Raw genomic sequence first — 22,689 nt, forward strand, 5'->3', positions numbered from 1 at the left:
CCCACGTCCCCTCGCCGGCCCGGATCCCCGACAAGGGGATCCGAGCCATGGTGGGAAGCGAGGGCACACACGGCACCGCCGCCCGCGGTGCCTTGCGCCTATCGCTGGCCGGACACTCCGCCGCCGGAACGGGCCGCCTGCTTCGCGCCGCCCGAGGAGAAGATGTCCCCGCCCAGCTCGGTGATGATGGACTCCACCGCCTTCTGGCCGCGCACGCTGTTGCCCGCCTTGTCCAGCGGCGGGGAGAACGTCGCCACCGCGAAGCGGCCGGGCACCACCGCGACAATCCCACCGCCCACGCCGCTCTTGGCCGGCAGGCCCGCGGTGAAGGACCAGTCCCCGGAGTTCTCATAGAGGCCGGTGGTGAGCATCATGGACAGCACCTTCTGGGCATTCTCGGAGGCCACCACGCGCTTGCCGGTGACCGGATTCATGCCGCCGTTGGCCAGCGTCGCGCCCATGATGGCCAGGTCCTTCGCGGTGACGTTCACCGAACACTGGCGCGTGTAGACATCCAGCGCCTCCATCGGGTCGCCGGGCAGCGCGTCGTAGGACTTGAGCAGCCAGGAGATGGCGCGGTTGCGCGTGTTGGTGGCGGACTCGGAGCGGTAGACATCCTCGTTCACGCTGAGCTCGCGCCCGGCGAAGGCATTGAGCGTGTCCTGGATGCGCGTCCAGCGCTCGTCGGAGCTCTGCGCCGGCACCATGCTCACGGCGGTGATGGCGCCCGCGTTCACCAGCGGGTTGCCCGCGGGCGGCCGGTTCGCCTCCTTGTTCTGTTCGATGGCGGTGATGGAGTTGAAGGGCTCACCGGTGGCGTTGGTGCCAATCTTCTTCTCCACCTTCGCGGCGCCCACATCCTGGAGGACGCGCGCCAGGGTGAAGGGCTTGGAGACGGACTCGATGGCGAACGGATGCTCCGAGTCCCCCACCGAGTAGACCCGCCCGTCCACCGTCACCAGCACGATGCCGAAGAGGCCGGGGTCCACCTTCGCCAGGGACGGGATGTAGTCCGCGTTCTTGCCCTCCTTCACGCCCTTGTAGCGGGCGTGGGCCCGTTGCAGCGCGTCCTTCGCCTCCGCCGCGGACACCTCCGTGTCGGCGGGAGCCTGTTGCGTCTTCTGCGCCTGCGCGGGGGCAGCCTTCTGGGCGAACCCCACCCCAGGCGCGCCCAGCAACCCCATCACACACACGAGTGCCGTGGCGGCCCGCCGCTTCTTGTTGCCCATGGACTTCGACATGGAACGTCCTCCCCTTCACGCGTCCGGCGGGTGCCGGCGCCGCGTTCACCCTGGGGATGCAGGCCGCTGTCGGGCAACGCACGCCCGTCGGGTGGAACGGGCGCCCGCGCCACCGGCCGCTCCACACCGGAGGACGACGCAGGGGGCGCGGGCACGCGCCATCTCTCCGGCAGCATCCCAGCCCGCCGCCAAGGAGTGCGCATGCCGCTGCATGGAAAGGACGAAGTCCGCGACCGCATCAACGATGACGTCTACGCGTCGCCCGACCTGTCCGTCCCGATGCCCAAATTCCGCATGCCCGACGGTGAGCACAGCGCGGACCATGCCTACGCGGTGGTGCATGACGAGCTGCTCCTGGACGGCAACTCGCGGCAGAACCTGGCCACCTTCTGCCAGACCTGGGCCGAGCCCCAGGTGCACCGGCTGATGGACGAGTGCCTGGACAAGAACATGATCGACAAGGACGAGTACCCGCAGACCGCGGAGATTGAAACGCGCTGCGTGAACATGCTCGCCGACCTCTGGCATTCGCCCGAAGCGAACGACACCGTGGGCACCTCCACCACCGGCTCCAGCGAGGCCGCGATGCTGGGGGGGCTGGCGCTCAAGTGGCGCTGGCGCAAACGCCGCGAGGCCGAAGGCAAGCCCACGGACAAGCCCAACCTCATCTGCGGCCCGGTGCAGATCTGCTGGCACAAGTTCGCGCGCTACTTCGACGTGGAGCTGCGCCAGGTGCCGCTCGCCCCCGGCCGCACGACGATGACCGCCGAGGAGGTGCTCAAGCACTGCGACGAGAACACCATCGGCGTGGTGCCCACGCTGGGCATCACCTTCAACCTCGTCTACGAGCCGGTGAAGGAGATCGCCGACGCGCTGGATGACCTCCAGCGCAGGACGGGCCTGGACATCCCCATCCACGTGGACGCGGCGAGCGGCGGCTTCATCGCGCCGTTCATCCACCCGGACGTCGTCTGGGACTTCCGCATCGAACGGGTGAAGTCCATCAACGCCTCCGGCCACAAGTTCGGGCTGACGCCGCTGGGCTGCGGCTGGGCGGTGTGGCGCGACAAGAACGACCTGCCAGACGAGCTCATCTTCCGCGTGGACTACCTGGGCGGAGACATGCCGACGTTCGCGCTGAACTTCTCGCGGCCGGGCGGGCAGATCGTCGTCCAGTACTACAACTTCCTGAGGCTGGGGAAGGAAGGGTACCGGCGCATCCATCAGGCCTGTTCGGACACCGCGAACTTCATGGCGCTGGCCATCGAACAGATTGGCCTCTTCGACATCCTCTATGACGGCCGGGGCGGCGTGCCCGGCGTGTGCTGGAAGATGAAGGACGGGGTGAATCCCGGCTTCACGCTCTATGACCTGGCGGACCGGATGCGCGAGCGCGGCTGGCAGGTGCCCGCCTACCCGATGCCCGCGGACCTCCAGGATCTGGTGGTGCAGCGCGTGCTGGTGCGCCACGGCGTCAGCCGGGACCTGGCCACGCTGCTGGTGCACGACCTCATCGGCTGCATCGAACACTTCCGCCGCCACCCGGTGAGCACGCCGATGTCGAAGGAAGAAGCCTCCGGCTACCACCACTGAGGTCCCATGCGAGTCATCACACGCCACACCGCGCTGCTCGTGGGAGCGGCGGCCCTGGGGCTGGCGGTCGTCGCCTTCGCCCAGGGGTCGGCACCCGCCGCGAGCCAGCCCCACCCGCACGGTCTCTTCGGGGGGATGCTCAACGCCCTGGGCAAGCAGCCCTTCATCCTGCTGTTCCTCATCGTCGCGGGCGGCTACGCGCTGGGGAAGGTGCAGGTGAAGGGCGTGGGGCTGGGCTCCACCGCGGCCACGCTGCTGTTGGGGCTGGGGGTGAGCCTCTGGGCCTACCAGGCGTTCCACATCACGTACGCCATTCCGGAGTTCACCAGCACGGTGTTCTTCAACCTCTTCATCTTCGCCATCGGCATGAAGGTGGGGCCGCAGTTCATTGGCGGCATCCAGCGCGAGGGGCGGCACCTGCTGCTGCTGGCCCTGCTGGTGCCGCTGTTGTCGTCGCTGCTGGTGTACCTGTCGAAGTTCGTCTTCGACCTCCAGCCGGGCCTGCTGGCCGGCATCCTGTCCGGAGCGAACACCGCCACGCCGGGCTTCGGCGCGGCGCAGTCGGCGCTGGCCAGTGGATCCGTGAAGCTTGCCGGCGGCGCGACGCTGGAGCAGGCCCGCGCGAACCTGACGACGTCCTACGCGCTGCTGTACTCCGTCAGCATGGTGCTCTTCACCGTGATGGCGAAGGTGCTCCCGAAGCTGTTCGGCCGGGACGCGGTGGCGGACGCCAAGGCGATGGAGAAGGTGCTCGCGGGCGAACAGCAGTCCGCCCTGCCCGGCACCGCCGAGTCCTTCCTCCGGGGAAGCATGCCGGTGGACGTGCGCGTGTTCCGCGTGGAGAACCCGGAGGTGGATGGCCGGTCGCTGAAGCAACTGAGCCATCTGGCTCCGCGCGCCGGCATCGAGCGGGTGCTGCACGCGGGCCGCATCTACCTGCCCGAGGACGGCCTCGTGCTGCACCAGGGGGACGAGGTCGCCGTGGCCGGGCCGGTGGGCCTCTTGATGATGGGACCCCAGCGCATCGGTCCGGAGGTGGATGACTCGCGGCTGCGCGACATCCGCTTCGAGACGATTGAGATCGTCGCGCACAAGTCGGACCTCGTGGGCCGCACCCTGGAGGACCTCGCCATGCACGAGGGCCACGGCCTCTACCTCAACGCGATGTTTCGCGGCGGCGACGAGCTGCCCATCGCCCGCGACTCGGTCATCCGCCGGGGCGACGTGCTGCGCGTCACCGGCAGCCGTCGGCGCCTGGACGCGATTCAAAAGCGCGTGGGGCTCGTGGTGCGCCCAAGCCTGGTGACGGACATCATCACCCTGGCGCTGGGCGTGTCGCTGGGCGCCTTCCTGGGAGCCCTCTCCGTGCCCGTGGGCGGGGTGAAGTTCAGCCTGGGCTCCGCGGTGGGCCTGCTCATCGTGAGCATCGGGCTGAGCATCCTGCGCACCCACAACCCGGCATTGGGCGGCCCCTTTCCGGAGGCGGCGCGCGAGCTGCTGGAGGACCTGGGCCTCAACGTCTTCATCGCCATCCTGGGCATCAACGCGGGCGCGGGCGTGGCGAGCGCCGTCGCGGGAGGCACCCTGGCGCCCATCCTCATCATCGGCGTCGTCGCCGCGCTGGTGCCGCCCATCGTCGCGTGGGCGGTGGGCCAGTACGTGATGAAGATGAACACCGCCGTCCTCATGGGCGCCGTGGCGGGCGCGCGCTGCAACAGCGCCGGCATGCGCGCCGCGCAGGAGGCCACCCACAGCATCATCCCGGCCATCGGCTACCCGGTGACGTTCGCGGTGTCGAACCTGCTGCTCACACTCATCTGCTATCTCTTCGCGCTGATGGGCTGAGCGTCCTGCCGGCAACGGGCGCAAGGGCGGCGCGGGCAATACCCGCGCCGCCTTCGTCTTCGCAGGTTGCCGGGCATGCGAACCGTGCTCATGGCCCTGGGCCTGCTGCTTGCTCCCTTGATGACCGCCGGGGCGGTGCCGTCCGCCGAGGACACTCCCCCGCGCGGGCGACAGCTTGGCGGCCACACCTTCCAGTTGCCCATCTTCCAGCAGAGCGCGCTGATCACCACGCACGTGGGCGTCCGCGAGGGGGTGGCGCGCTACAGCGTGCCCAACATGCCCACCAGTGACATCGAACGGCGGGACCTGTGGCTCCTCGGCGTGCAGTCGACGCTGGACCTGGGCCTGCGCCTCACGGACTGGCTGGCATTGAGCGTCTTCGGACGGGTGACGAGTGTCATCGGGGCGAACGTGGTGTCGCTGGTCTCGGACGGCGGCTCGCTCGACTCCGTGGGGCAGGCGGGCGTGGGGGTGCGACTGCTGCGCAGTGAAGCCAGCGGCACCCAGCTCACCCTGCGCGCCGTGGGTGGCCTCACCAAGGAACGCCAGTTGACGCTGCTGCCCTTCATCCAGGCCATCACCAACAATCCCCTGCTGACGGTGGACGATGTGTTGAATGGACAGGCCCGGGATTACCTGCTGGTGCCCTCGTCCGAGAAGTCCGTCACGGGCGGCGTGTTCCTGGCGCAGGCCCTGGGGCCTGCCTTCTCCCTCCAGGCCTCCGCCGTCGCCGACTACGCGTGGCGGACGAGCAAGCCCTTCGACGCCGTCGCGGGCGGCCGGCTGGAGCAGAAGACGGAAGTGGCTCGCGTCAACCTGGCCGCGGCGCTGACGGCGGACATGGGCCCCCCGTTGGGCATCCCCATCGCGGTGATGGGCGAATACCTCTTCACCACCGGATGGCGGACGGAGGTGGACCTGCCCGACCACACACTCAACTCACACAGCCTGGCGCTGGGCGTCTACTACTCCGGCCGGCCGCACCTCCAGGTGGGCCTGGGCGCGGCGGCCACGCTCGACGCGGAGCCCCGTCGCACCCTGAACGTGGACGGCGAGACGCTGGAGTCGGACGACACGACGCTCACCTACGCGCAGCTCATCCTGCGCTACATCTTCTGACCGGCCCCGGTGACGGCGGCGGACACGGGCAACCCCTGACGGCCCGGCCGCCCACGCCAGGGGGACGATGTCCACGTGGAGAGGGGTGTCCACCTCGTCCCCATGGGACAAGCCTCGCGCCACGCCTCCGAGCGGACCGGTTCCTCGTGGCTCGCCCGCGTCAGTCCCTTCGTCGCGTCACTGAGGGGCTATGACTCGACGCGCCTGAAGAAGGACCTGGTGGGCGCGCTCACGGTGACGGCGCTGCACATCCCGGAGGGCATGGCGTATGCGCAGCTCGCCGGTCTGCCACCGCAGGCGGCGCTGTACTCCACACCGGCGGCGCTGGCGCTCTACGCGCTGTTCGGCAGCTCCCGGCAGCTCATCGTCGCGGTGTCCGCCAGCGTGTCGGTGCTCTCCGCCGCCACGGTGGGCGCGATGGCGCAGCAGGGCTCGCCGCGCTTCGTGGCCCTCACCGCCGCGCTGGCGCTGATGGCGGGCGCCGTCGCGGCGCTCGCGGGCGTGTTGAAGCTGGGCCGGATCGCGCAGTTCTTCTCCGCCTCCGTGCTCAGCGGCTTCGTGTTCGGGCTGGCGCTCATCATCGCCATCAAGCAGGTGCCGAAAATCCTGGGCATCGAAGGCGCCAAGGGCGGCTTCTTCGAACGGCTGGGATTCATCTTCACGCACCTGGGACAGACGCATGTCCTGACACTCATCGTGGGCGCGGCGAGCATCGCGGCGCTGCTGCTGTTGGGACGGCTGTCCAAGCGCATCCCCGCCGCGCTCGCGGTGCTGGTGCTGGGCATCGTCGTCTCCGCCGTGCTGCACCTGGACGCGAAGGGGGTGGCCATCGTGGGCCCCATCCCCTCCGGGCTCGTGTCACCCCAGCTCCCGCACGGCGTGGGCCTGAAGGACCTGCTGGGGCTGCTGCCGGGCGCATGCGGCATCGCGCTGGTGGCGTTCGCGGAGGCCATCGGGCCCGCGCGCATGTTCGCCGCGAAGCACGGCTACGAGGTGGACCCGAACCGGGAGCTGGTGGGTCTGGGCGCCGCGAACCTGGGTGGCGGTCTGTTCCGGGGCTTCGGCATGGGGTGCAGCCTGTCCAAGTCCGCCGCCAACGACCAGGCAGGCTCCACCACGCAGGTGGCCTCGCTGGTGACCGCGGGCCTGACGCTGCTGGTGGCGCTCTTTCTCACCGGCCTGTTCCGCGCGCTGCCGGAGGCCACGCTGGGCGCCATCGTCGTGGTGGCCATCCTGGGGATGATGGACGTGAAGGAGCTGGTGCGGCTCTTCCACCTGCGTCGGGGAGACTTCCTGGGAGCGGGCGTGGCGCTGCTGGGCGTGCTCGCCTTCGACGTGCTGCCCGGGCTGCTCATCGCCGTGGGCGTGTCCCTGTTCCTCACCGTCTACCGCGCCAGCCAGCCGCGCATGAGCGAGCTGGGACGCGTGCCGGGGACGCTGGACCTGGCGGCCACGCACCGCGAGGCCTCCGCCATCACCCTGCCCGGCCTGCACGTCTTCCGGCCCGAGGAAGGGCTCTTCTTCGCCAACGCGACCTCCCTCCGGGACGAGGTGCTCACCCGCGTGCGCGACGCCGACGTGCCGGTGCGGGAGGTGCTGCTGGACCTGGAGCTGACGGACGACCTGGACGTGCCGGCCGCGGACATGCTCGCGGGCCTGCACGAGGACCTGTCCCACCGGGGCATCACGCTGGCCCTGGCGCGCGTGCACCGGCCGACCTGGCGGATGCTGGAGCGCACCGGCGTGCTGGCGAAGGTGGGCCCCGAGCACATCTACCCGCAGGTGGCCGCGGGCGTGGAGGCGTGGATGGCGCACCACGAATCCCAGGCGTGGCAGGAGTGGCGCCTCATCCGCGACGGGCTGTATCTGCTCCGCAGCCGCGTGGACGAAGCGGGCGCGGGCCTGCACGGAGAGGAGCGCCACCGGCAGGAGGACCTGCTCGTCCGCCTGGATGAAGCAGACAGGCGGATGCGGGAGTTGCTGAACCACCTGCCGCATGCACCTTCCGGGGACGACGACCCCCGGGGCACCCGGCACTGAACGCAACAGGGGCCGTGCGGACCACCGCAAAGGACGCCCGTCCGCGACCCGGGGACGGCGCGCGCGCTGGAAGCAGGCCGCACCTTGCACGGCAGTCAAACCGCGGAAGGGGGCAACACATGGCGAGCGCTGGCAAGAAGCCCACGGGCAATGGCAATGGACACGGCAAGCAGGGCAAGGGCAAACCCAACATCCTGGTCATCTGGGGCGACGACATCGGCTTCTGGAATGTCAGCGCCTACAACCAGGGGATGATGGGTTACAAGACGCCCAACATCGACCGCATCGCGAAGGAAGGCGCGTTGATGACGGACTGCTACGGCCAGCAGAGCTGCACCGCGGGCCGCGCGGCGTTCATCACGGGCATGAACCCGCTGCGCACGGGGCTCACCACCATTGGCATGCCGGGGGCGAAGTACGGCCTCCAGGACTCCGACCCCACCATCGCGGAGATGCTCAAGCCGCTGGGCTACACCTGTGGCCACTTCGGCAAGAACCACCTGGGTGACTCCAATCCCTACCTGCCGACGGTGCACGGGTTCGACGAGTTCTTCGGCAATCTCTACCACCTGAACGCGGAGAACGAGCCGGAGTGCCCCGACTACCCGAAGGACCCGGCCTTCAAGGCGCGCTTCGGGCCGCGCGGCGTGCTGCACACGCACGCCACCGACCGCAACGACGTGACCGAGGATCCGCGCTGGGGCATCGTGGGCAAGCAGCGCATCGAGGACACCGGCGCGCTGACGACGAAGCGCATGGAGACGGTGGACGGCGAGTTCCTCAAGGGCACGCTGGACTTCATGGAGCGCGCGGTGAAGGAGGGCAAGCCGTTCTTCCTCTGGCACAACACCACGCGCTGCCACGTCTGGACCTACCTCCAGGAGAAGTACAAGAACGCGACGGGCTACGGGCTCTACGCGGACGCGATGCGGGAGCTGGACGACATCGTCGGGGTGCTGCTCAACAAGCTGGATGAGCTGGGCATCGCGGACAACACGATGGTGGTGTTCTCCAGCGACAACGGCGCGGAGAAGATGGGCTGGCCGGACGGCGGCAACAGCCCCTTCCGCGGCGAGAAGGGTTCGACGTGGGAGGGCGGCGTGCGCGTGCCGTGCGTGGTGCGCTGGCCGGGCGTGGTGGAGCCGGGGCGCGTCATCAACGACATCTTCGCGCATGAGGACTGGATGCCCACGATGGTGGCGGCGGCGGGCGGCGCCACGGACCTCGTGGAGAAGTGCAAGCAGGGCTACAAGGTGGGGGACAAGACCTTCAAGGTCCACCTGGACGGCTACGACATGAACGCGCTGCTGGCCGGCACGGCGCCGGGCAATCGGCACGAATTCATCTACGTGCTCGACAGCGGCAACCTCGCGGCCGTGCGGTACAACGACTGGAAGATCATCTTCAGCTACCAGGACGGCGAAGGCCCGGACATGTGGTTCAGCGGCAAGCGCTTCAATCCGGCGTGGCCCTACCTCATCAACCTGCGCTCGGATCCGTTCGAGTACGGGCCGCACTCCGGCATGTACACGTCATGGTACGGCGAGCGCATGTTCACGTTCGTGCCCGCGCAGATGCTGGTGAAGCAGTTCGCGGAGAGCCTCATCGAGTTCCTGCCCAGTCAGGCCCCGGGCAGCCTGAGCATCGGGCCGATGAAGGAGCGCGTGAAGGAGAAGATGAAGGAGGCGCGCAAGCATGAGAGTCATCCGACCATCGGGGACCAGGTGATGTCACTGGCCAACGAGGTGGAGCAGTTCATCCACCGCTTCCAGCAGTCGCACACGTAGCGACGGGTTCTTCGCGGGCGGTGACGGGATGGCGCCGTCACCGCCCGTGAAGCCAGACGGCAACCACGTCCATCTCCAGAGGGCGCGCGACTGATACGATTCCCGGCCGCGATGACCTCTGAGCGTACTCACACATTTCAGCGACCCGTTGGGGGCCCCCTGCGTGTTGACCTCATCGTGCTGTGCGTGACCCTCCTTGTGACGGGTTGCAATGGGGGCGAGACGATAGCGGGACGTGGCGGCTCCCGGATGTTCCGTCAGCGAGCAACCTACGCGTCGGATGCGCATGGGACGCGTCACCGGAATCCTGAAGCAGAGAACGCCAGCCCCGGCGAGGGAGAGGGCGGCTCCCGGATCCAGGGCAGTCAACCGAAGCGGCTGCCTCCGGGAACGGCTCTCATTGGCACGCATCCCGGTGAACTGTCCCGGCAAGCGGTGGAGTTGGGACTCTTCGAGGTCGATGCCTTCGAGAAGTTGCTCGTGCGGGCCGGAATCGATGACCTGGACGAGCTGCCGGTGCGGCGCAATCCATTCACGCCCGATGATGCAATCGAGGTGTTGGGACGGCTGCTCGAAAAGCCCGTGACGCTGGGCACCTTCCCACCTCGCATGGCGGCAGGCTTCCTGTTGCGGGAAGTGTTGGAGCGCGGCGAAGTCTCGCGCGAAGAGTTGCTGCGTCGGATGAGGCGCTTCGCACGCGAGCAGGTGGCGGTGCTCCGTCCGGACGGATACCTCGCATGGGCGCTCGACGGGAGCACCCAGCAGAAGGTCGTCCCCATCCAATGGAAGGATGGAGCGTTTCGCTCAGGCCACTTCGAGTTGGGTCGTTTCTACAGTGGACGAGGCGGTGTCTTCCGCCATGTAGATGGGCAGCTTCGCTCCGTGGACGGTCCGCCCCTGGCCGAGGTCTACGACGATGCGGATGTCATCAACCGTTCGCTGGACGGTGCCGAGGATGCACTCAAGGAACTGGCGCTCGCCCTGGGCGGATTGCTCTCGCGCTCACCGGGGGAAGCGCTCGCATCGCTGCAACACCTGCCAACAGGAGTAGTCGCCCTCATCAGATCGTCGCCGGAGTATCTGGAGCGATTCCAGTACATGACGGTGGGCGAGCAGATTCGAGAGGTCGCCCGGCTGACGACGAGCGTCATCGTCACCTGGGGCGCTGCTTCCGCCACGACGCGCGCGGTGAAGGGGTTGATGGTGGGCACGGAAGCCACCGTCCCGGTGCTCTCCCTCTCCGCCGAGGGTGCGCTCGCACTGGAGCGCATCGCAGTCCCCACGGGAAGCACGGCGGCGGTGTTGAGCGGGGGGCCCGGGGCGGCCGTCATCCTTCAACGGGCCCATACGGCCACGCAGAGCGCGACACCTCCGTCGGGTCCCGGCAGATGGAGCCCCTCCAATGAATCCATGTCCGCGCGAGCCAGGCGCTACCAGGAGCAGATTTCGGAGCACTCCGCCGACGAGGCCTATTGGGTGGACGGAGTGAAGTTCGACGGATTCAAGGACGACGTGCTACTGGAGGCCAAGGGTCCGGGCTATGCGAACATGTTCCTCGACAACCTCAAACCCAGGGTCTGGTTCGAGAAGTCGGGAGCCAAGGCCCTTGTCGAGCAGGCGCAGCGACAGCTCAGGGCCGCCAGGAGCTCGGGCACGCCCATCCGGTGGCACATCGCGGAGCAGCCCACGGCGGATGCTCTCCGGAGGCTGTTCAAGGACAAGGAAATCCACGGGATTGAAGTCGTCTTCAGTCCGCCGATGCCGTGAGGAAAGATAGAAACGTGGACGAGACCTACTACGCAGGGGCCTACTGGGGACCAAGGAAGGAGTCGCCGGAAGAGTGCGCACTGCGCATGGCCAGCTTCCTGGCCGCCCTGCCCGGAGTCGACCCTTCATTCGCGTGCTGGTTTCGGCCCGGCAGGTCTCGAAAGGAGGCGCTGAAGCGTCCCATCGAGCCCAGCCTCACGGAGTTGGAGAAACTCGTCGTCCGAGGCAAGGACCGCGTGTTCGAGGATCTGGGCTTCCGCGTGAGCGGCTGGAACGGGGTGGCGGACGACCACGACGCGACCGGCTTCGACATCCAATGCGGTAGCCATACCGATGTCGTGAGCAATACGTGCGTCTTCACCCTGCCCGGCAGGGGCCCCAACGCGGAGCGGATCTTGAGCGCATCAGTCCTGGCAAGGCTGATGCGAGAGACAGCCATCGCCTGGGAACCTGATTGGGGCGTGGCCATGTCACATGCGCATCGCGACCTGGTGGAACCCCATCGCGTTCAGCGGGCGCCATACATTGGATGGGTGACGTACCTCTCCCGGCACAGGGGCGCGGTCCCTCCACTGCCAGCGCCTATCCGCATTGAACCCGTCCAAGACAAGGGCTCACTCATCATCCTGACCCCTGAGCCATTCACGGCCAACAACCCGGATCACGTCGCGCTGGCCGAGCGGGCACGGGAACGGATGCAGCAGGCTGGTTTGTTGAACCCGAAGTCTCCACTGTGAAGACCCTTCGTTCGCTTCATCAGGCCCATAGGAGAGGCCCAGCATCCTGGCTCAGGTTGCTGGGGTTCTCCTACGCGGGCTTCCGCCTACCTGCAAACGGAGCTGTAGACGGGCGTGACCACCAAGTCGCCGTGCTCCACCTTGGTCACGACGGTGCCTTGAAGGGCGCCCGCCACGGCACGCGCGGTGAGGTTGACACTGAAGGGGCCTGTCACGTCCGCACGGAAGATGAACTTGCAGCCGCCAATCCATGAGGCATCCGGCACCGGGGCCCGGGTGCCGTCCGCGCACCCAAACGGCATGAAGCCGAGCTGGGCGTAGTTGCTGGTGTAGCGGTCCTTCTCCGCCATGTACGACTGCTCCGCTGTGTAGAGCGCCTGGATACCGAATGTCCCCTCGCGCAACTGGGCATCACAGACGAACGACTGCGCCGGAAGGCACTCCGCCGCATCGACGTAGCGGCGCACGCCGTTGCGCTCCAGCCAGTGGAGGATGCCAGAAACCGGGTGCGTCCCAATCTGGAGCTTGATGCCCGCGGCCGGCGTCCCCGCCGCCCCCTGCGCCACCGCGGTGAAGGACGGGGACGGATATGGCGTGATGGCGGTGACCTTGTAGGCGAAATGGCAACCCGACACCCAGCCTGGACCCGGCACGGGTGCACGCGTGCCATTCGCGCAGGCCGCAGGGGCGAAGTCGGCGAAGGCCAACTGCGCCATATCCCCTGTGAAGAAGTCCCGCTCCCCGAAGTACGCCATCTCCGCCGCGTAGAGCGACTTCATCTCCCGGATGCCCTCGCACTCCACCGTGCCGCAGTCCACCGGGGTGGGAGCATCCGCCCAGGCGGGCACCGCCACCACGAACGCTCCCACGCACAGCCATCGCTTCAGGTTCAGCTTCATGGTTCGAAAACTCCTTGGGTTCGGGGACGGGACATTCCCGCGTCGCCGGTTGGACACTCTGCCTCCATTCCCAGGTCCATCAATCATTGCCCGACACACCCGCCGGCCCCCGGAGCGAGTGTCATTGCCCGCCCCACGTCGGATCTTGTCCTCGGAGGACCGTGCGTCCTCCGGGGGCCATGCCATGCACAGGGACGAAGACCTCAGCGGTTCCGCCGTGGCTCCGGACACCGGGCCCACCACCGACACCTCCCAGCGGCCCGGCCGCGCCCCCTCCCCGGACATGGTCTGGGTTCCCGGCGGCACGTTCTGGATGGGCTCCGACCACCACTATCCGGAAGAGGCCCCCGCCCATCAGGTGACCGTCTCCGGCTTCTGGATGGACAAGCACACCGTGACCAACGAGCAGTTCGCCCGCTTCGTGGAAGCCACCGGCTACGTCACCGTCGCGCAGCGCCCGCTCAACCCCGCGGACTACCCTGGCGCGTCCCCGGAGACGCTCGTCCCCGGCTCGCTCGTCTTCCAGAAGGCGAAGGGGCCCGTGGACCTGAGCAACGTGGCGAACTGGTGGAGCTACCTCCCCGAGGCCTGCTGGAAGCACCCGGAGGGCCGCCGCTCCTCCGTGAAACACCGCCGCGACCACCCCGTCGTCCACATCGCCTATGAGGACGCGGAGGCCTATGCCACCTGGGCCGGCAAGGCCCTCCCCACCGAGGCGGAGTGGGAGCGCGCCGCGCGCGGTGGCCTGGACCGCAACGAGTTCTGCTGGGGCAATGACTTCACCCCCCACGGGGAACACCGCGCCAACACCTGGCAGGGCTACTTTCCCTGGCAGAACCTGCGCGAGGACGGCCACGAAGGCACCTGCCCCGTCGGCGCCTTCCCGCCCAATGGCTACGGCCTGCATGAGATGGCCGGCAATGTCTGGGAATGGACCTCCGACTGGTTCCAGGAGCGCCACCAGGGCAACAAGGGCAAGGCGTGCTGCATCCCCGTCAACCCGCGCGGCCCCGCCACCCCCAAGGGCAGCCAGGATCCCTTCACGCCCGCCGTGCCCATCCCGCGCCGCGTCCTCAAGGGGGGCAGCCACCTGTGCGCGCCCAACTACTGCCGCCGCTACCGCCCCGCGGCGCGCTCGCCCCAGGCCGTGGACAGCGGGGCCAGCCACATCGGCTTCCGCTGCATCGTGCGGCCTCCCACCCCGTAGCCGCTACGCATTGCCAGCCCGAGGCGGGACCGGGTCCTCCCGGTCCACGGGGAAGCGCGGCGGCACCACCACCGTGGCGAACACCAGGCCCAGCACGAGCTGGAGCGCCACCAGCAACACGTCGAACAGCCGGGCGTTCGCGCCCGCGCCTCCCGCGCCCAGCAGCGCGACGAGGGCCTGCGTTCCGACGAACCCCGGCGCCAGTTGCAACAGCCCCGGCATGATGACGGTCATGGGCATCCGGTCCTTCCCGCGCCCGTAGAGCAGCCCCGCCACCCCCAGCACGAACGCGGACACCAGCGGACTGCCCCTGTCCCCGAGCACCGCCTTCGTCGCCGCCTGCGTCGCGTAGGCGAGCAGCACCCCACAGACGATCCACCCCACGTCCCGAGGCCGTCCGGACATGCACACCGCCAGCGCCACGCCGCCAATGCCTACCAGCACCAGCGTGACCAACGGCGGCAGCGCCTGCGTCGCGAAGTGGGGTGGCAATGGCCCGGCGAAGCTCCAGAGCGTCCCCGCCGCCGTGATGCCCACCCCCATCATCATGAAGCGCAGCAGGCCATAGGTGAGCCGGGGCAGGCCCGCCTCCACCGACTCCGTGGCCAGCTCCAGCGAGCCCAGCGTCACCACCATCGCGGGCACCAACAACGTCGCGCCTCCGAACAGGGCCCGCACGGCGTCGAACGCCGGCAGGACGAGCGTGAACCCGAACGCCACCAGCGTGCCCAGGAACGCCGCCACGAAGCTCTTCTGCAAATCCATACGCTGCGAGCGCAACGTGCCGAAGTGGATGACGCCCGCGATGACACCCACCACGAACGCCACGCCCATCTCCAGCCACGCCCCACCCACCCGGGCGGCGACCGCCGCGCCGTAGACCCCGTACGCCAGGAACACGAGCCATTCGGGATACGGCGAATGCGTGGCCAGGATGCGGTCCAGCTCCGCCCGGGCGTCGGGCAACCGCACACCGCCTTCCGCGATGGCGTCCGCCAGCCGGAGGAGCGCCGCGGCCCGGCCCAGGTTCCAGTGCGGATTGAAGGGCAGCCGCGCGAAGGCCACGCGGGGACGCCGCGCGGACACCACCTCCGTCATCGCCAGACTCTGGAGCGTGAAGACCTCCACCTGGAGGCCCCAGGCCTTCGCCGCCCGCTTCACGCGCACCTCCACCAGCAGCGACGGCTGATAGGCCAGATGCAGGGCCCGCGCGAGGTCCAGCAGGAAGGCCGACGCGGCCTCCTCGTCCACCGGCACGTCCAAGGGATGTTCCCGTCTCATTTCGCCTCCGCGTCGCTGTCGTCGCCCGCGCCGGCCTCGCCCGCCGTCTCCCGCTTGTCGATGAGCGCGAAGCTGGCGCCAATCAGCACGGTGGCCTGGAAGTAACGGACCTGGTGGCTTTGCACGGGCGTGGACAGCCCTGTCTGCTGGAGCGCCACCGACAGCCGGTCGGTGCGCTTGCGGCCCCACGCGGCGTCGGTGCCCAGCGTGAAGCGCGAACGGCCCACCCGGAAATGGAAGCCCGTGGATGCGTGGTACAGGTCCCACCCCGCGAGCGAGGCATTGGTCCCCGGCGTGCTCGCCTGCGCGCTGAAGTCCGTGTGCCCGCTCAGGTACGCCCGCACCTTCGCCCCCAGGCGCTGCTCCAGCCCCAGCGCCACGTTCACCACGGGCGCGAGCGCGAGGTCGAAGTCCGGGTCGATGACCTCCGACGAGTCCCTCGGAACGAAGGGAGCGCTGTCCACGAGCGTGAAGGGCGCCAGCCGGGCGAAGCCCTCCACGGACAGGTGCACCGTGGAACGACCGAACGTCCGGCTCACGCCCAGCGCCGCGGACCACGGATTGCGGAAGTGCCCGGACAGCCCGTCCTGGAAGTCGAACACCGACGCCGGCGCCGAGCCGGTGTCGAACCCCTGCGTGACGAGGGAGCGCTGATAGCCCGTCGAGCCCAGCCCCCAGAGCCCCGCGCTCGGCGTCGTCACCGTCACCCCCACCGCCCACGGCGCCTGCTGGTAGCAGATGCCCAGCTTCAACAACAGACGGAGGTGCTTGAGCTGGACGTCACGCCCCAGCGTCGCCAGCAGGCGCTGTCCCGCGTCGCCGGAGCCCTCGGCGAGCACCTGGAGGCGCAATTCCTGCTCACGGAACGCGAGGAAGGGACTGAGGCCCACCCCCAGGTGCTTGCCCACCGGCAGGGCCCACGTCAGGCCTGCCCAGATTTCACTCACGGACTGCTCCAGGAGCACGTCGGTGGACAGGGCATCCATCCCGCTCACACCCGCCAGGTCCGTGCCCGTATGAGCGCCGCGCGCCTCCAGTTCGTAGGAGAAGCCCTGCCGCGTGAGCAGCGAATAGGCCAGTTGGGACCTGCCCAGGAAGCCGAATCTCAGCGAGCCCGCGACCATCGAAGGCAGCGCGCTCACGTCGGACATGCCCAGGTCCCTGCCCGGTCCCCGCCCATCCACCACGGAGAGGCGCGTGTATTCGTACACGCTGCCCGTGAGCTCCAGCTCCGGCGCGCTCAGCAATCCCAGGGCCCCCGGGTTGTAATAGACAGCGCTGATGTCGTCCGGGTTGCCCACGAACGCACCGCCCAGCAGCCACGCGCGGTTGCCGAACTGCCGCGTGTTGTAGTGCGCGTCCTGCGCCAGCGCCGACGCCGACAGGAGCATCCCCGCCGCCAACACCGCTCCCCTGCCCCGCGGGCTCGCGCACGGCATGGCTTCAGTGCACCGGAGGAGGCCGGAGGTCCGCCTCCGTGACAGGCTCCCGGGGCCCCTCCTCGGCCAGGAAGGCCCGCACGGCCGCGCCCACGGTGGGATAGAGGCGCTCCTTCCCCAGTTGGGCGAGCAGCCCCGAGCGCCGCAGCATCGAGCGCATCGGCGCCCGTGCCTGCGCCACCACGAGCACGATGCCTTCGCCTTCCAGTTCGTGTCGCAGCTTCTCCAGCCCCTCCGCCGCGGTGACGTCCAGGTCGAACACGGAGGACGCATCCAGGACGAACCACTTCACCGGGACGCGGGACTCCGCCACCAGCCTGCGCACCTGTTCGCGCAGGAAGCGGGCGTTGGCGAAGAAGAGGGGCGCATCGAAGCGATAGACGACGAGCCCGGGCACCGTCTCCGCGTCCGCGTGGCCCTCCACGTCGTGCCAGCCGGGCACGCCCTCGCGCTCGCCCAGGACGGCGTCGTGGGGATGGGCCGCGCGGCGGATGAGGTCCACCAACGCCAGCGCCACCGCGATGAGGATGCCTTGCAGGATGCCCAGCAGCAGCACACCCAGCATCGTCACCACCGCGAGCACCGCCTCCACCGGCCGCACCCGCCACAGCCGGATGATGGGCTGCACCTCCAGCAGGTACACCGCCGCGACGATGACGATGGCTCCCAGCGTCACCAGCGGCAGCTTCGCCAGCAGTGGCGTGAAGAACAGCGTGAACACCAGCACCACCGCCGCCGCGCCCACGCCCACCAACTGCGTGCGGCCCTTCATGGACGCGTTCACCGCCGTGCGCGAATCGCTGCCCGTCACCGGGAACCCCTGTGTGAGGCCCGTCAACAGGTTCGCCGCCGCCTGTCCGAAGAACTCCTGGTTCGCGTCCAGGCGGTAGCCGAAGCGGTCCGCGTAGATGCGGCCCGTGAGCACGGAGCTCGCGTAGTTCACCAGCGCGAGGCTGAACGCCGCGGGCAGCAGCGCTCGGAAGTCCGCGAAGCCCACTGAAGGCAGTCCAAAGGCAGGCACCGCCGCGGAGATGCTCCCCACCACCTTCATGCCCCCGTGCTCCAGTTCGAACACCGAGGCCGCCGCCGTGGTGAGCACCACCATCACCAGCGGCGCGGGCCAGCGCGGCAGGAAGCGCCGCATCGCCACCAGCGCCGCGACGATGCCCAGGCCCATCAGCAGCGTGGGCACGTGCGTGCGGCCCACGTTGGAGGCCACCTCCCAGAGCTGCCCCGCGAACTCGTTCGACTTGCGCTCCAGCCCCAGCATCCGCGCCAACTGACTGCCGATGATGATGAGCGCCGCGCCGTTGATGTAGCCGATGAGGATGGGCCGCGACAGGAAGTCCGCGAGCGCCCCCGCCCGGCACAGTCCCCCGATGAGGCTGATGCCTCCCACCATCAGCGCCAGCAGTGCCGCGAGCGACGCCAGCCGCTCCGGGCCTCCCCCCGCCACCACGGGGGCCAGCGCGGTCGCGGTGAGGATGGCGGCGCCTGCCTCTGGCCCCAGGAGCAGGTGGCGCGACGGGCCGAACAGCGCGTAGGCCAGCATCGCGAAGACGCCCGCGTACAATCCTGCCACGGGGCGCACGCCGACGATCTGCGCGTACGCCAGCCCTTGCGGGATGAGCATGGCCCCCACGGTGAGCGCGGCCAGCGCGTCCGCGCGCAGCCACCGCTTCGAATACGTCCGTGCCTGCTCGACGCCAGGAAGCGCGCGCCGCAGGACGTGGCCGAGCGTGTCCGATGACAGCTTCATGACCCGTCCCCTTCCGGCACCCGCCCCGGTGCCCGCTTCAAGCCCGTGTGCGCGCTCCCGCGGTCAGGGTGAGGACGCACGCGGCCCCAGGCATCGCCCGCCCGGCCATATGCGCGTTCAAGCGTGGGCCCGCCTGCCCGGCGGCAGCGATGTCCCGCCTCCGCGCTCGGACTTCAGGTGGCGCTGGTTCCAGATTTGATACGGCAGCAGCGCCAGGGTGCGCACCACCAGGTACAGGCCCATGATGCCCAGCAGGGTCTTCATCGGGTAGGTGCTGCCGCCCAGGCAGAAGGCGAAGGCCGGGTTGCCGAAGACGGCGGAGATGGCCAGCGCCGTACTGTCCTGCGGCCGGGGCCTTCCCGCCAGATGCCCCATCGCCGCCGAGCCCAGCGTCACCACGAGCATCGCGACGAAGCCCCAGAAGTGGAGGTTCTTCAACAGCGGGAGGCCGGCGACGATGAGCAGCAGCACCACCACCACCAGCGCGACGTTGAAGAAGAGCTTCACGGGCTTGAGCAGCCGCCGGGCCCAGGCAGGCGACAGCTTCTGGAGTCCAACCCCCAGTGCGAAGGGCACGAGGAACGGGAGGATGACCCTGGCCAGGAGGACCCGGTAAGGCGGCGGCTGGATGGCCACCGGGAACAACTGCCCCAGCAGCGTCAGCGACAGCGGCAACATCACGATGGCGATGAGCGACAGGGTGACGGACAGCGCCAGGGCCAACGGCAGGTTCCCCTTCTGCTGGGAGATGAGCTTGAGCGACATGGGCAGCCCCGGGCAGAACGCCATCAACGCGATGACGCCCGCCGCGACGGGTTGCACTGGAAGCAGCGCCCTGGCCACGACCACGGACAGCACCGGCACCGCCACCAGCGACACCAGCAGCCCCCGCTTGAACGCCGGCTGACGCGCGCCCCGGCCCAGGTCCTCCAGGTGCCACGCCAGCCCCTGGGTCAACCCCAGCGCGACGATGAAGCTCGGCACCAGGAGACCGATGAGGGTTTGCAGAACCTGCATCAGCGCCCCTCAGGGAAGATGCGCTTCCAATCCTGACGCATGCTGACCACCGTCCAGCCCCCCGCGCGCGCGGCCTTCAGCGAAGCGTCGTTCTTCTCTTGATAGGCGAACTCGCGCTGCGCGTCGTCGTGGTTGATGAGCAGGGTGAAGCCCGCGCGCGGCTGCTCCTTCGTGTACTGGAGCATCTGGATGTCCCCGCCCGAACGCACGTTGCCCGCGGCGAACACCGGCCGTCGCCCGATGTGCTGCCCGATGCCCACCGGCTTGCCCGCCTTGTCATTGATGTGGTCCACCTTCGCCTCGCGCCGCAGCACGGGGTGGCCGCCCTGGTCGTCGAAGTGCTCCTTCAGGTCGCTGCCGATGACCTGTTGGGGCGGGATGCCGTAGGTGTCCTCGGAGATGACGCGCATGAAGTCGGTGCCGCCGCCGGAGCTGATCCACGTCTGGAAACCGTGGGCGCGCAGGTACTGGAGCAGCTCCAGCATGGGCGCGTAGGCAAGCTGCGTGTACGGCACGCCGAACTTCGGGTGGCGGGCGGTCTTGAAGAAGGTCCGCGCCTCCGCGGCGAACTCCTCCTGCGTCTTGCCCTTGTGGGTGGCCGCGAACAGCGCCATCAACTCAGGCTCATCCATCGTTGAAAGCAGCGCGAGGTCCCCCTCCAGCACGGCCTTGAAGGGCTGCTTGAGCGCGAGCGACGCATCCTCCTTCACCAATGCCTTGACCTGCTCCTTGAGGAAGGCGCCCTGCACCACGGGCTGCTCCTGCCAGAGCGTGCCGTCGTTGTCGAAGGTGGCGATGCGCTCTTCCGGTGGGATGAAGCCAGGACTGCCTTCGGTGGTGGAGCGGGTGACGAAGTCGATGATGGACTGCTTCACCGGACCGTCGTTCCAGGACCGTAGCGGATCCGCCGCGAGCGCCTGGACCGGGACCGCGACCAGCAACGTGAGCGCCCAGAGCAGGCAGACGGATCCTGCCGAGCCATTCCGCACGAATCGAGTCACGGTCGCCTCCCCTTCACGCAATCCCAGACACCGACCCCAGGAGGGTGGGCCCGGAATGGAGACTTCACAACGCGGCGTGGAGGGGACGTGGGAAGGGCCTGCTGTGCCCGTCCGCGTGAAGGGTGCCCCTCGAGGGGGCGTTGCCGGCATCGTCGGCCTGCCCTCCGAAAAAGCGATGACGCAGGTCCTGCTCGGAAGCCGCCCCCGCCCCGGTGGCGGGAGCTTCCGTCCTCTGTGCGAAGAAAGAAGCGGCGCAGCACAGGCCCCCCATGAGCCCGAGCAGCTTCCAGCGTGTGCGAGCTCCCGCCATGTGCTCTCCCCGCCTGCGCTGCGCCCGGGATGAAGCTGGTGAGGAAGTGGGGGCCGCGCACATGGGCCCAGGAGTCGCAGGACTCTGTCCGCTGACGAGGCTCGCTGCCTGCTTCAGACCAGCTCCCGGCGGCGCAGGGCCCGCCACTCCATGACGGCGAGGACGATGAGCACGAGCACCAGCAGGAGGAACGCACCGTTCCACTGCGTGCCGGGGATGCCGCCCAGGTTGACCCCCAGCAGGCCGGTGATGAAGGACAGGGGAAGGAAGACGCCGGAGATGATGGTGAGCAGGTAGAGGATGCGTTGGCTCTTGTCGTCCTGCCGGGCCTTCTCGTCCTCATGGAGGACGCGGGCGCGCTCGACCAGGGCATCCAGCTCCTTGAGCAGGGAGCTGGCGCGCTCGGCGCTCTGCCGCATCCGAGGCTCCTGCACGGCGAGCCACGCCACGTCCAGCAGACCGACCCGCACGATGGCGTCGCGGGCGAGTGAGACGAAGCGGCGCTGCTCCAGCAGACCGCGGCGCAGCCTGCGCAGGTGCTGGGCGATGACATCCTCCGGGAGACGCTCCTCGAAGCGGCCCTCCAGGTCGGACAGGGCGTCGTCGAAGTCGGTGAGGCGCAGGGCGGTCTCCTCGAACGCGGCGTTGGCGAAGGCGAGGAACAGGTCCGCACCCCGGGGGCCATGACCCTGCGCGAGCCTGTGGCGCAGCAACACGATGGCGGGCTGGTCGGCGTAGGCGAGGGTGACGCAGTGCTCGGACGACATCCAGGCGCGCAGCGTCCTTGTGGGAGCCCCGGTGCGCACGGCATCCGGATGCTGCATGAGCAGGATGAGCTGGTCGCCCTGGACGACGTCGGTGCGCACCCGTCCCACCTCCCCGAGCAGGATGTCGCGGACTTCCGGAGGCAGGGGGAAGGTCTGCTCCAGCACGCGGGGCAGGTCTGGGAGATCCGGGGACAGGTTCAGCCAGAGCGCGCCATCCGAAGGCTTCCAGTCCCGGACCTGCTCCAACGGCAAGGGACGCGCTCCGCCCCCTCTATCGAGCAGGAGCGCGAAGGCACTTTCGACCCCATCCATGTCCGCCTCCACGCGTGGCAGGAGATGCCCTCAACCCTGCGCATCCAACGCGCGCGCCGCGACGCATCCCCGGCTGCTTCCTGCCGCTGCGGCATGACAGCCTTCCCCAGGACCCGTCCACCGGCTGACCTTGAATCTGGAGACTGACTGCGTCGCGGCAAGCAGTGGACAGCCCTCACGCGCAAGGCCGCCCCACCCGGCTTGCGCGCTCAAGCCTTGCGCCGGCGCCCCGACAGCACGGCCAGGGCCACGAGCGCGCTGCCGGTGCCCGCCATGGCCAGCAACGGCAGGCGCAGCCTGGCACCAAGCGCCTCCAGCACGCCCGCCGTGAACTCCCGACCCGCGCGATGAAGGGGCCGCCGCTCCGCCGAATCCTCCCGCCAGCGCGTGGCCTCGCCCGCGAGCGCGTCCCCCGCGCTCCGGATGGTCGAGGCGACACCGCGCTCCACGAGCTTCTCCACCGAGGCCACCAGTGCTTCGCCCGAAGCCACCGGGTGGGCTGCCAGTTCCTCGCGGAGGCCCACCGCCAATCCCCGCACCAGCCCCCGGCCGGCGCGCTCCATCAGCC

16 protein-coding genes and 1 pseudogene are annotated in these 22,689 nt (G+C 69.1%); 8 read left to right on the forward strand and 9 right to left on the reverse strand.

The features are described from left to right. Window positions 1–98: 98 nt before the first annotated feature. Window positions 99–1,241 carry a glutaminase A gene (gene glsA / locus D7V88_RS20990; protein WP_120542430.1) on the reverse strand — a complete coding sequence of 381 codons (1,143 nt, stop codon included), beginning with the start codon at window positions 1,239–1,241 and terminating at the stop codon, window positions 99–101. A gap of 201 nt (window positions 1,242–1,442) precedes the next feature. On the opposite strand from glsA, the gene gad reads away from it, so the two are divergent. The 7 genes from gad (at window position 1,443) to D7V88_RS21025 (ending at window position 12,129) form a co-directional block, all read left to right on the forward strand. After that, a complete protein-coding gene (gad, locus tag D7V88_RS20995; protein WP_120542431.1) occupies window positions 1,443–2,834 on the forward strand; it encodes a glutamate decarboxylase in 1,392 nt (463 codons plus the stop codon). 6 nt (window positions 2,835–2,840) lie between these two features. Then, on the forward strand, window positions 2,841–4,679 hold the full coding sequence (locus D7V88_RS21000) for an aspartate:alanine exchanger family transporter (protein WP_120542432.1): 1,839 nt from the start codon (window positions 2,841–2,843) through the stop codon (window positions 4,677–4,679). A 75-nt stretch (window positions 4,680–4,754) separates the two neighbouring features. Further along, window positions 4,755–5,798, forward strand: coding sequence for a hypothetical protein (locus tag D7V88_RS21005; protein ID WP_120542433.1), 1,044 nt, complete (start codon window positions 4,755–4,757; stop codon window positions 5,796–5,798). A 102-nt stretch (window positions 5,799–5,900) separates the two neighbouring features. Then, entirely contained in the window at window positions 5,901–7,838 is a 1,938-nt protein-coding gene (locus D7V88_RS21010; protein WP_120542434.1) for a SulP family inorganic anion transporter, read from the forward strand. Window positions 7,839–7,957: 119 nt separating this feature from the next. Continuing rightward, entirely contained in the window at window positions 7,958–9,625 is a 1,668-nt protein-coding gene (locus tag D7V88_RS21015) for an arylsulfatase (protein WP_120542435.1), read from the forward strand. A gap of 249 nt (window positions 9,626–9,874) precedes the next feature. Continuing rightward, complete coding sequence (locus tag D7V88_RS21020) at window positions 9,875–11,392, forward strand: Tox-REase-5 domain-containing protein (protein WP_244238285.1); 1,518 nt, start codon at window positions 9,875–9,877, stop codon at window positions 11,390–11,392. Window positions 11,393–11,406: 14 nt separating this feature from the next. Continuing rightward, window positions 11,407–12,129 carry an immunity 52 family protein gene (locus tag D7V88_RS21025; RefSeq protein WP_244238286.1) on the forward strand — a complete coding sequence of 241 codons (723 nt, stop codon included), beginning with the start codon at window positions 11,407–11,409 and terminating at the stop codon, window positions 12,127–12,129. 86 nt (window positions 12,130–12,215) lie between these two features. On the opposite strand, the gene D7V88_RS21030 is transcribed toward D7V88_RS21025, so the two are convergent. Continuing rightward, the gene (locus tag D7V88_RS21030; RefSeq protein ID WP_120542438.1) at window positions 12,216–13,028 is read right to left on the reverse strand and encodes a hypothetical protein; all 813 of its coding nucleotides are present in this window, start codon (window positions 13,026–13,028) and stop codon (window positions 12,216–12,218) included. A gap of 184 nt (window positions 13,029–13,212) precedes the next feature. On the opposite strand from D7V88_RS21030, the gene D7V88_RS21035 reads away from it, so the two are divergent. Then, window positions 13,213–14,235 (forward strand): formylglycine-generating enzyme family protein, encoded by a 1,023-nt coding sequence (locus tag D7V88_RS21035; protein ID WP_120542439.1) that lies wholly within the window; start codon window positions 13,213–13,215, stop codon window positions 14,233–14,235. A gap of 3 nt (window positions 14,236–14,238) precedes the next feature. Here D7V88_RS21035 and D7V88_RS21040 read toward each other — a convergent pair whose 3' ends face one another. The 7 genes and pseudogenes from D7V88_RS21040 to D7V88_RS43090 all read right to left on the reverse strand — a co-directional run. Beyond that, the gene (locus tag D7V88_RS21040) at window positions 14,239–15,516 is read right to left on the reverse strand and encodes a threonine/serine exporter family protein (RefSeq protein WP_120542440.1); all 1,278 of its coding nucleotides are present in this window, start codon (window positions 15,514–15,516) and stop codon (window positions 14,239–14,241) included. Further along, entirely contained in the window at window positions 15,513–16,907 is a 1,395-nt protein-coding gene (locus tag D7V88_RS21045) for a hypothetical protein (RefSeq protein ID WP_120542441.1), read from the reverse strand. Before D7V88_RS21045 ends, D7V88_RS21040 begins: the two co-directional genes overlap by 4 nt. Window positions 16,908–16,959: 52 nt before the next feature. Further along, window positions 16,960–18,714 carry a SulP family inorganic anion transporter gene (locus tag D7V88_RS21050; RefSeq protein ID WP_120542442.1) on the reverse strand — a complete coding sequence of 585 codons (1,755 nt, stop codon included), beginning with the start codon at window positions 18,712–18,714 and terminating at the stop codon, window positions 16,960–16,962. Window positions 18,715–18,831: 117 nt separating this feature from the next. Continuing rightward, window positions 18,832–19,731 (reverse strand): bile acid:sodium symporter, encoded by a 900-nt coding sequence (locus D7V88_RS21055; protein ID WP_120542443.1) that lies wholly within the window; start codon window positions 19,729–19,731, stop codon window positions 18,832–18,834. Then, window positions 19,731–20,732, reverse strand: a complete 1,002-nt coding sequence (locus D7V88_RS21060) for an HAD family hydrolase (RefSeq protein ID WP_244238287.1) — start codon at window positions 20,730–20,732, stop codon at window positions 19,731–19,733. The genes D7V88_RS21055 and D7V88_RS21060 overlap by 1 nt, the downstream gene beginning before the upstream one ends. A 423-nt stretch (window positions 20,733–21,155) precedes the next feature. Continuing rightward, window positions 21,156–22,121, reverse strand: a complete 966-nt coding sequence (locus tag D7V88_RS21065; protein WP_120542445.1) for a CorA family divalent cation transporter — start codon at window positions 22,119–22,121, stop codon at window positions 21,156–21,158. 209 nt (window positions 22,122–22,330) lie between these two features. Then, window positions 22,331–22,689: pseudogene (locus D7V88_RS43090) on the reverse strand (hypothetical protein); the annotation flags it as partial.

Source organism: Corallococcus terminator (assembly GCF_003611635.1).
In the GTDB taxonomy this organism is placed as follows: domain Bacteria; phylum Myxococcota; class Myxococcia; order Myxococcales; family Myxococcaceae; genus Corallococcus; species Corallococcus terminator.

Bases quoted from the DNA above. Each gene is read 5' to 3' on its own strand.
- D7V88_RS21010 (WP_120542434.1), top strand. From the start codon at position 5,901: ATGGGACAAGCCTCGCGCCACGCCTCCGAGCGGACCGGTTCCTCGTGG.
- D7V88_RS21050 (WP_120542442.1), bottom strand. From the start codon at position 18,714: ATGAAGCTGTCATCGGACACGCTCGGCCACGTCCTGCGGCGCGCGCTT.
- D7V88_RS21030 (WP_120542438.1), bottom strand. From the start codon at position 13,028: ATGAAGCTGAACCTGAAGCGATGGCTGTGCGTGGGAGCGTTCGTGGTG.
- gad (WP_120542431.1), top strand. From the start codon at position 1,443: ATGCCGCTGCATGGAAAGGACGAAGTCCGCGACCGCATCAACGATGAC.
- D7V88_RS21035 (WP_120542439.1), top strand. From the start codon at position 13,213: ATGCACAGGGACGAAGACCTCAGCGGTTCCGCCGTGGCTCCGGACACC.
- D7V88_RS21055 (WP_120542443.1), bottom strand. From the start codon at position 19,731: ATGCAGGTTCTGCAAACCCTCATCGGTCTCCTGGTGCCGAGCTTCATC.
- D7V88_RS21005 (WP_120542433.1), top strand. From the start codon at position 4,755: ATGCGAACCGTGCTCATGGCCCTGGGCCTGCTGCTTGCTCCCTTGATG.
- D7V88_RS21040 (WP_120542440.1), bottom strand. From the start codon at position 15,516: ATGAGACGGGAACATCCCTTGGACGTGCCGGTGGACGAGGAGGCCGCG.
- D7V88_RS21065 (WP_120542445.1), bottom strand. From the start codon at position 22,121: ATGGATGGGGTCGAAAGTGCCTTCGCGCTCCTGCTCGATAGAGGGGGC.
- D7V88_RS21000 (WP_120542432.1), top strand. From the start codon at position 2,841: ATGCGAGTCATCACACGCCACACCGCGCTGCTCGTGGGAGCGGCGGCC.
- glsA (WP_120542430.1), bottom strand. From the start codon at position 1,241: ATGTCGAAGTCCATGGGCAACAAGAAGCGGCGGGCCGCCACGGCACTC.
- D7V88_RS21045 (WP_120542441.1), bottom strand. From the start codon at position 16,907: ATGCTCCTGTCGGCGTCGGCGCTGGCGCAGGACGCGCACTACAACACG.
- D7V88_RS21020 (WP_244238285.1), top strand. From the start codon at position 9,875: ATGTTCCGTCAGCGAGCAACCTACGCGTCGGATGCGCATGGGACGCGT.
- D7V88_RS21015 (WP_120542435.1), top strand. From the start codon at position 7,958: ATGGCGAGCGCTGGCAAGAAGCCCACGGGCAATGGCAATGGACACGGC.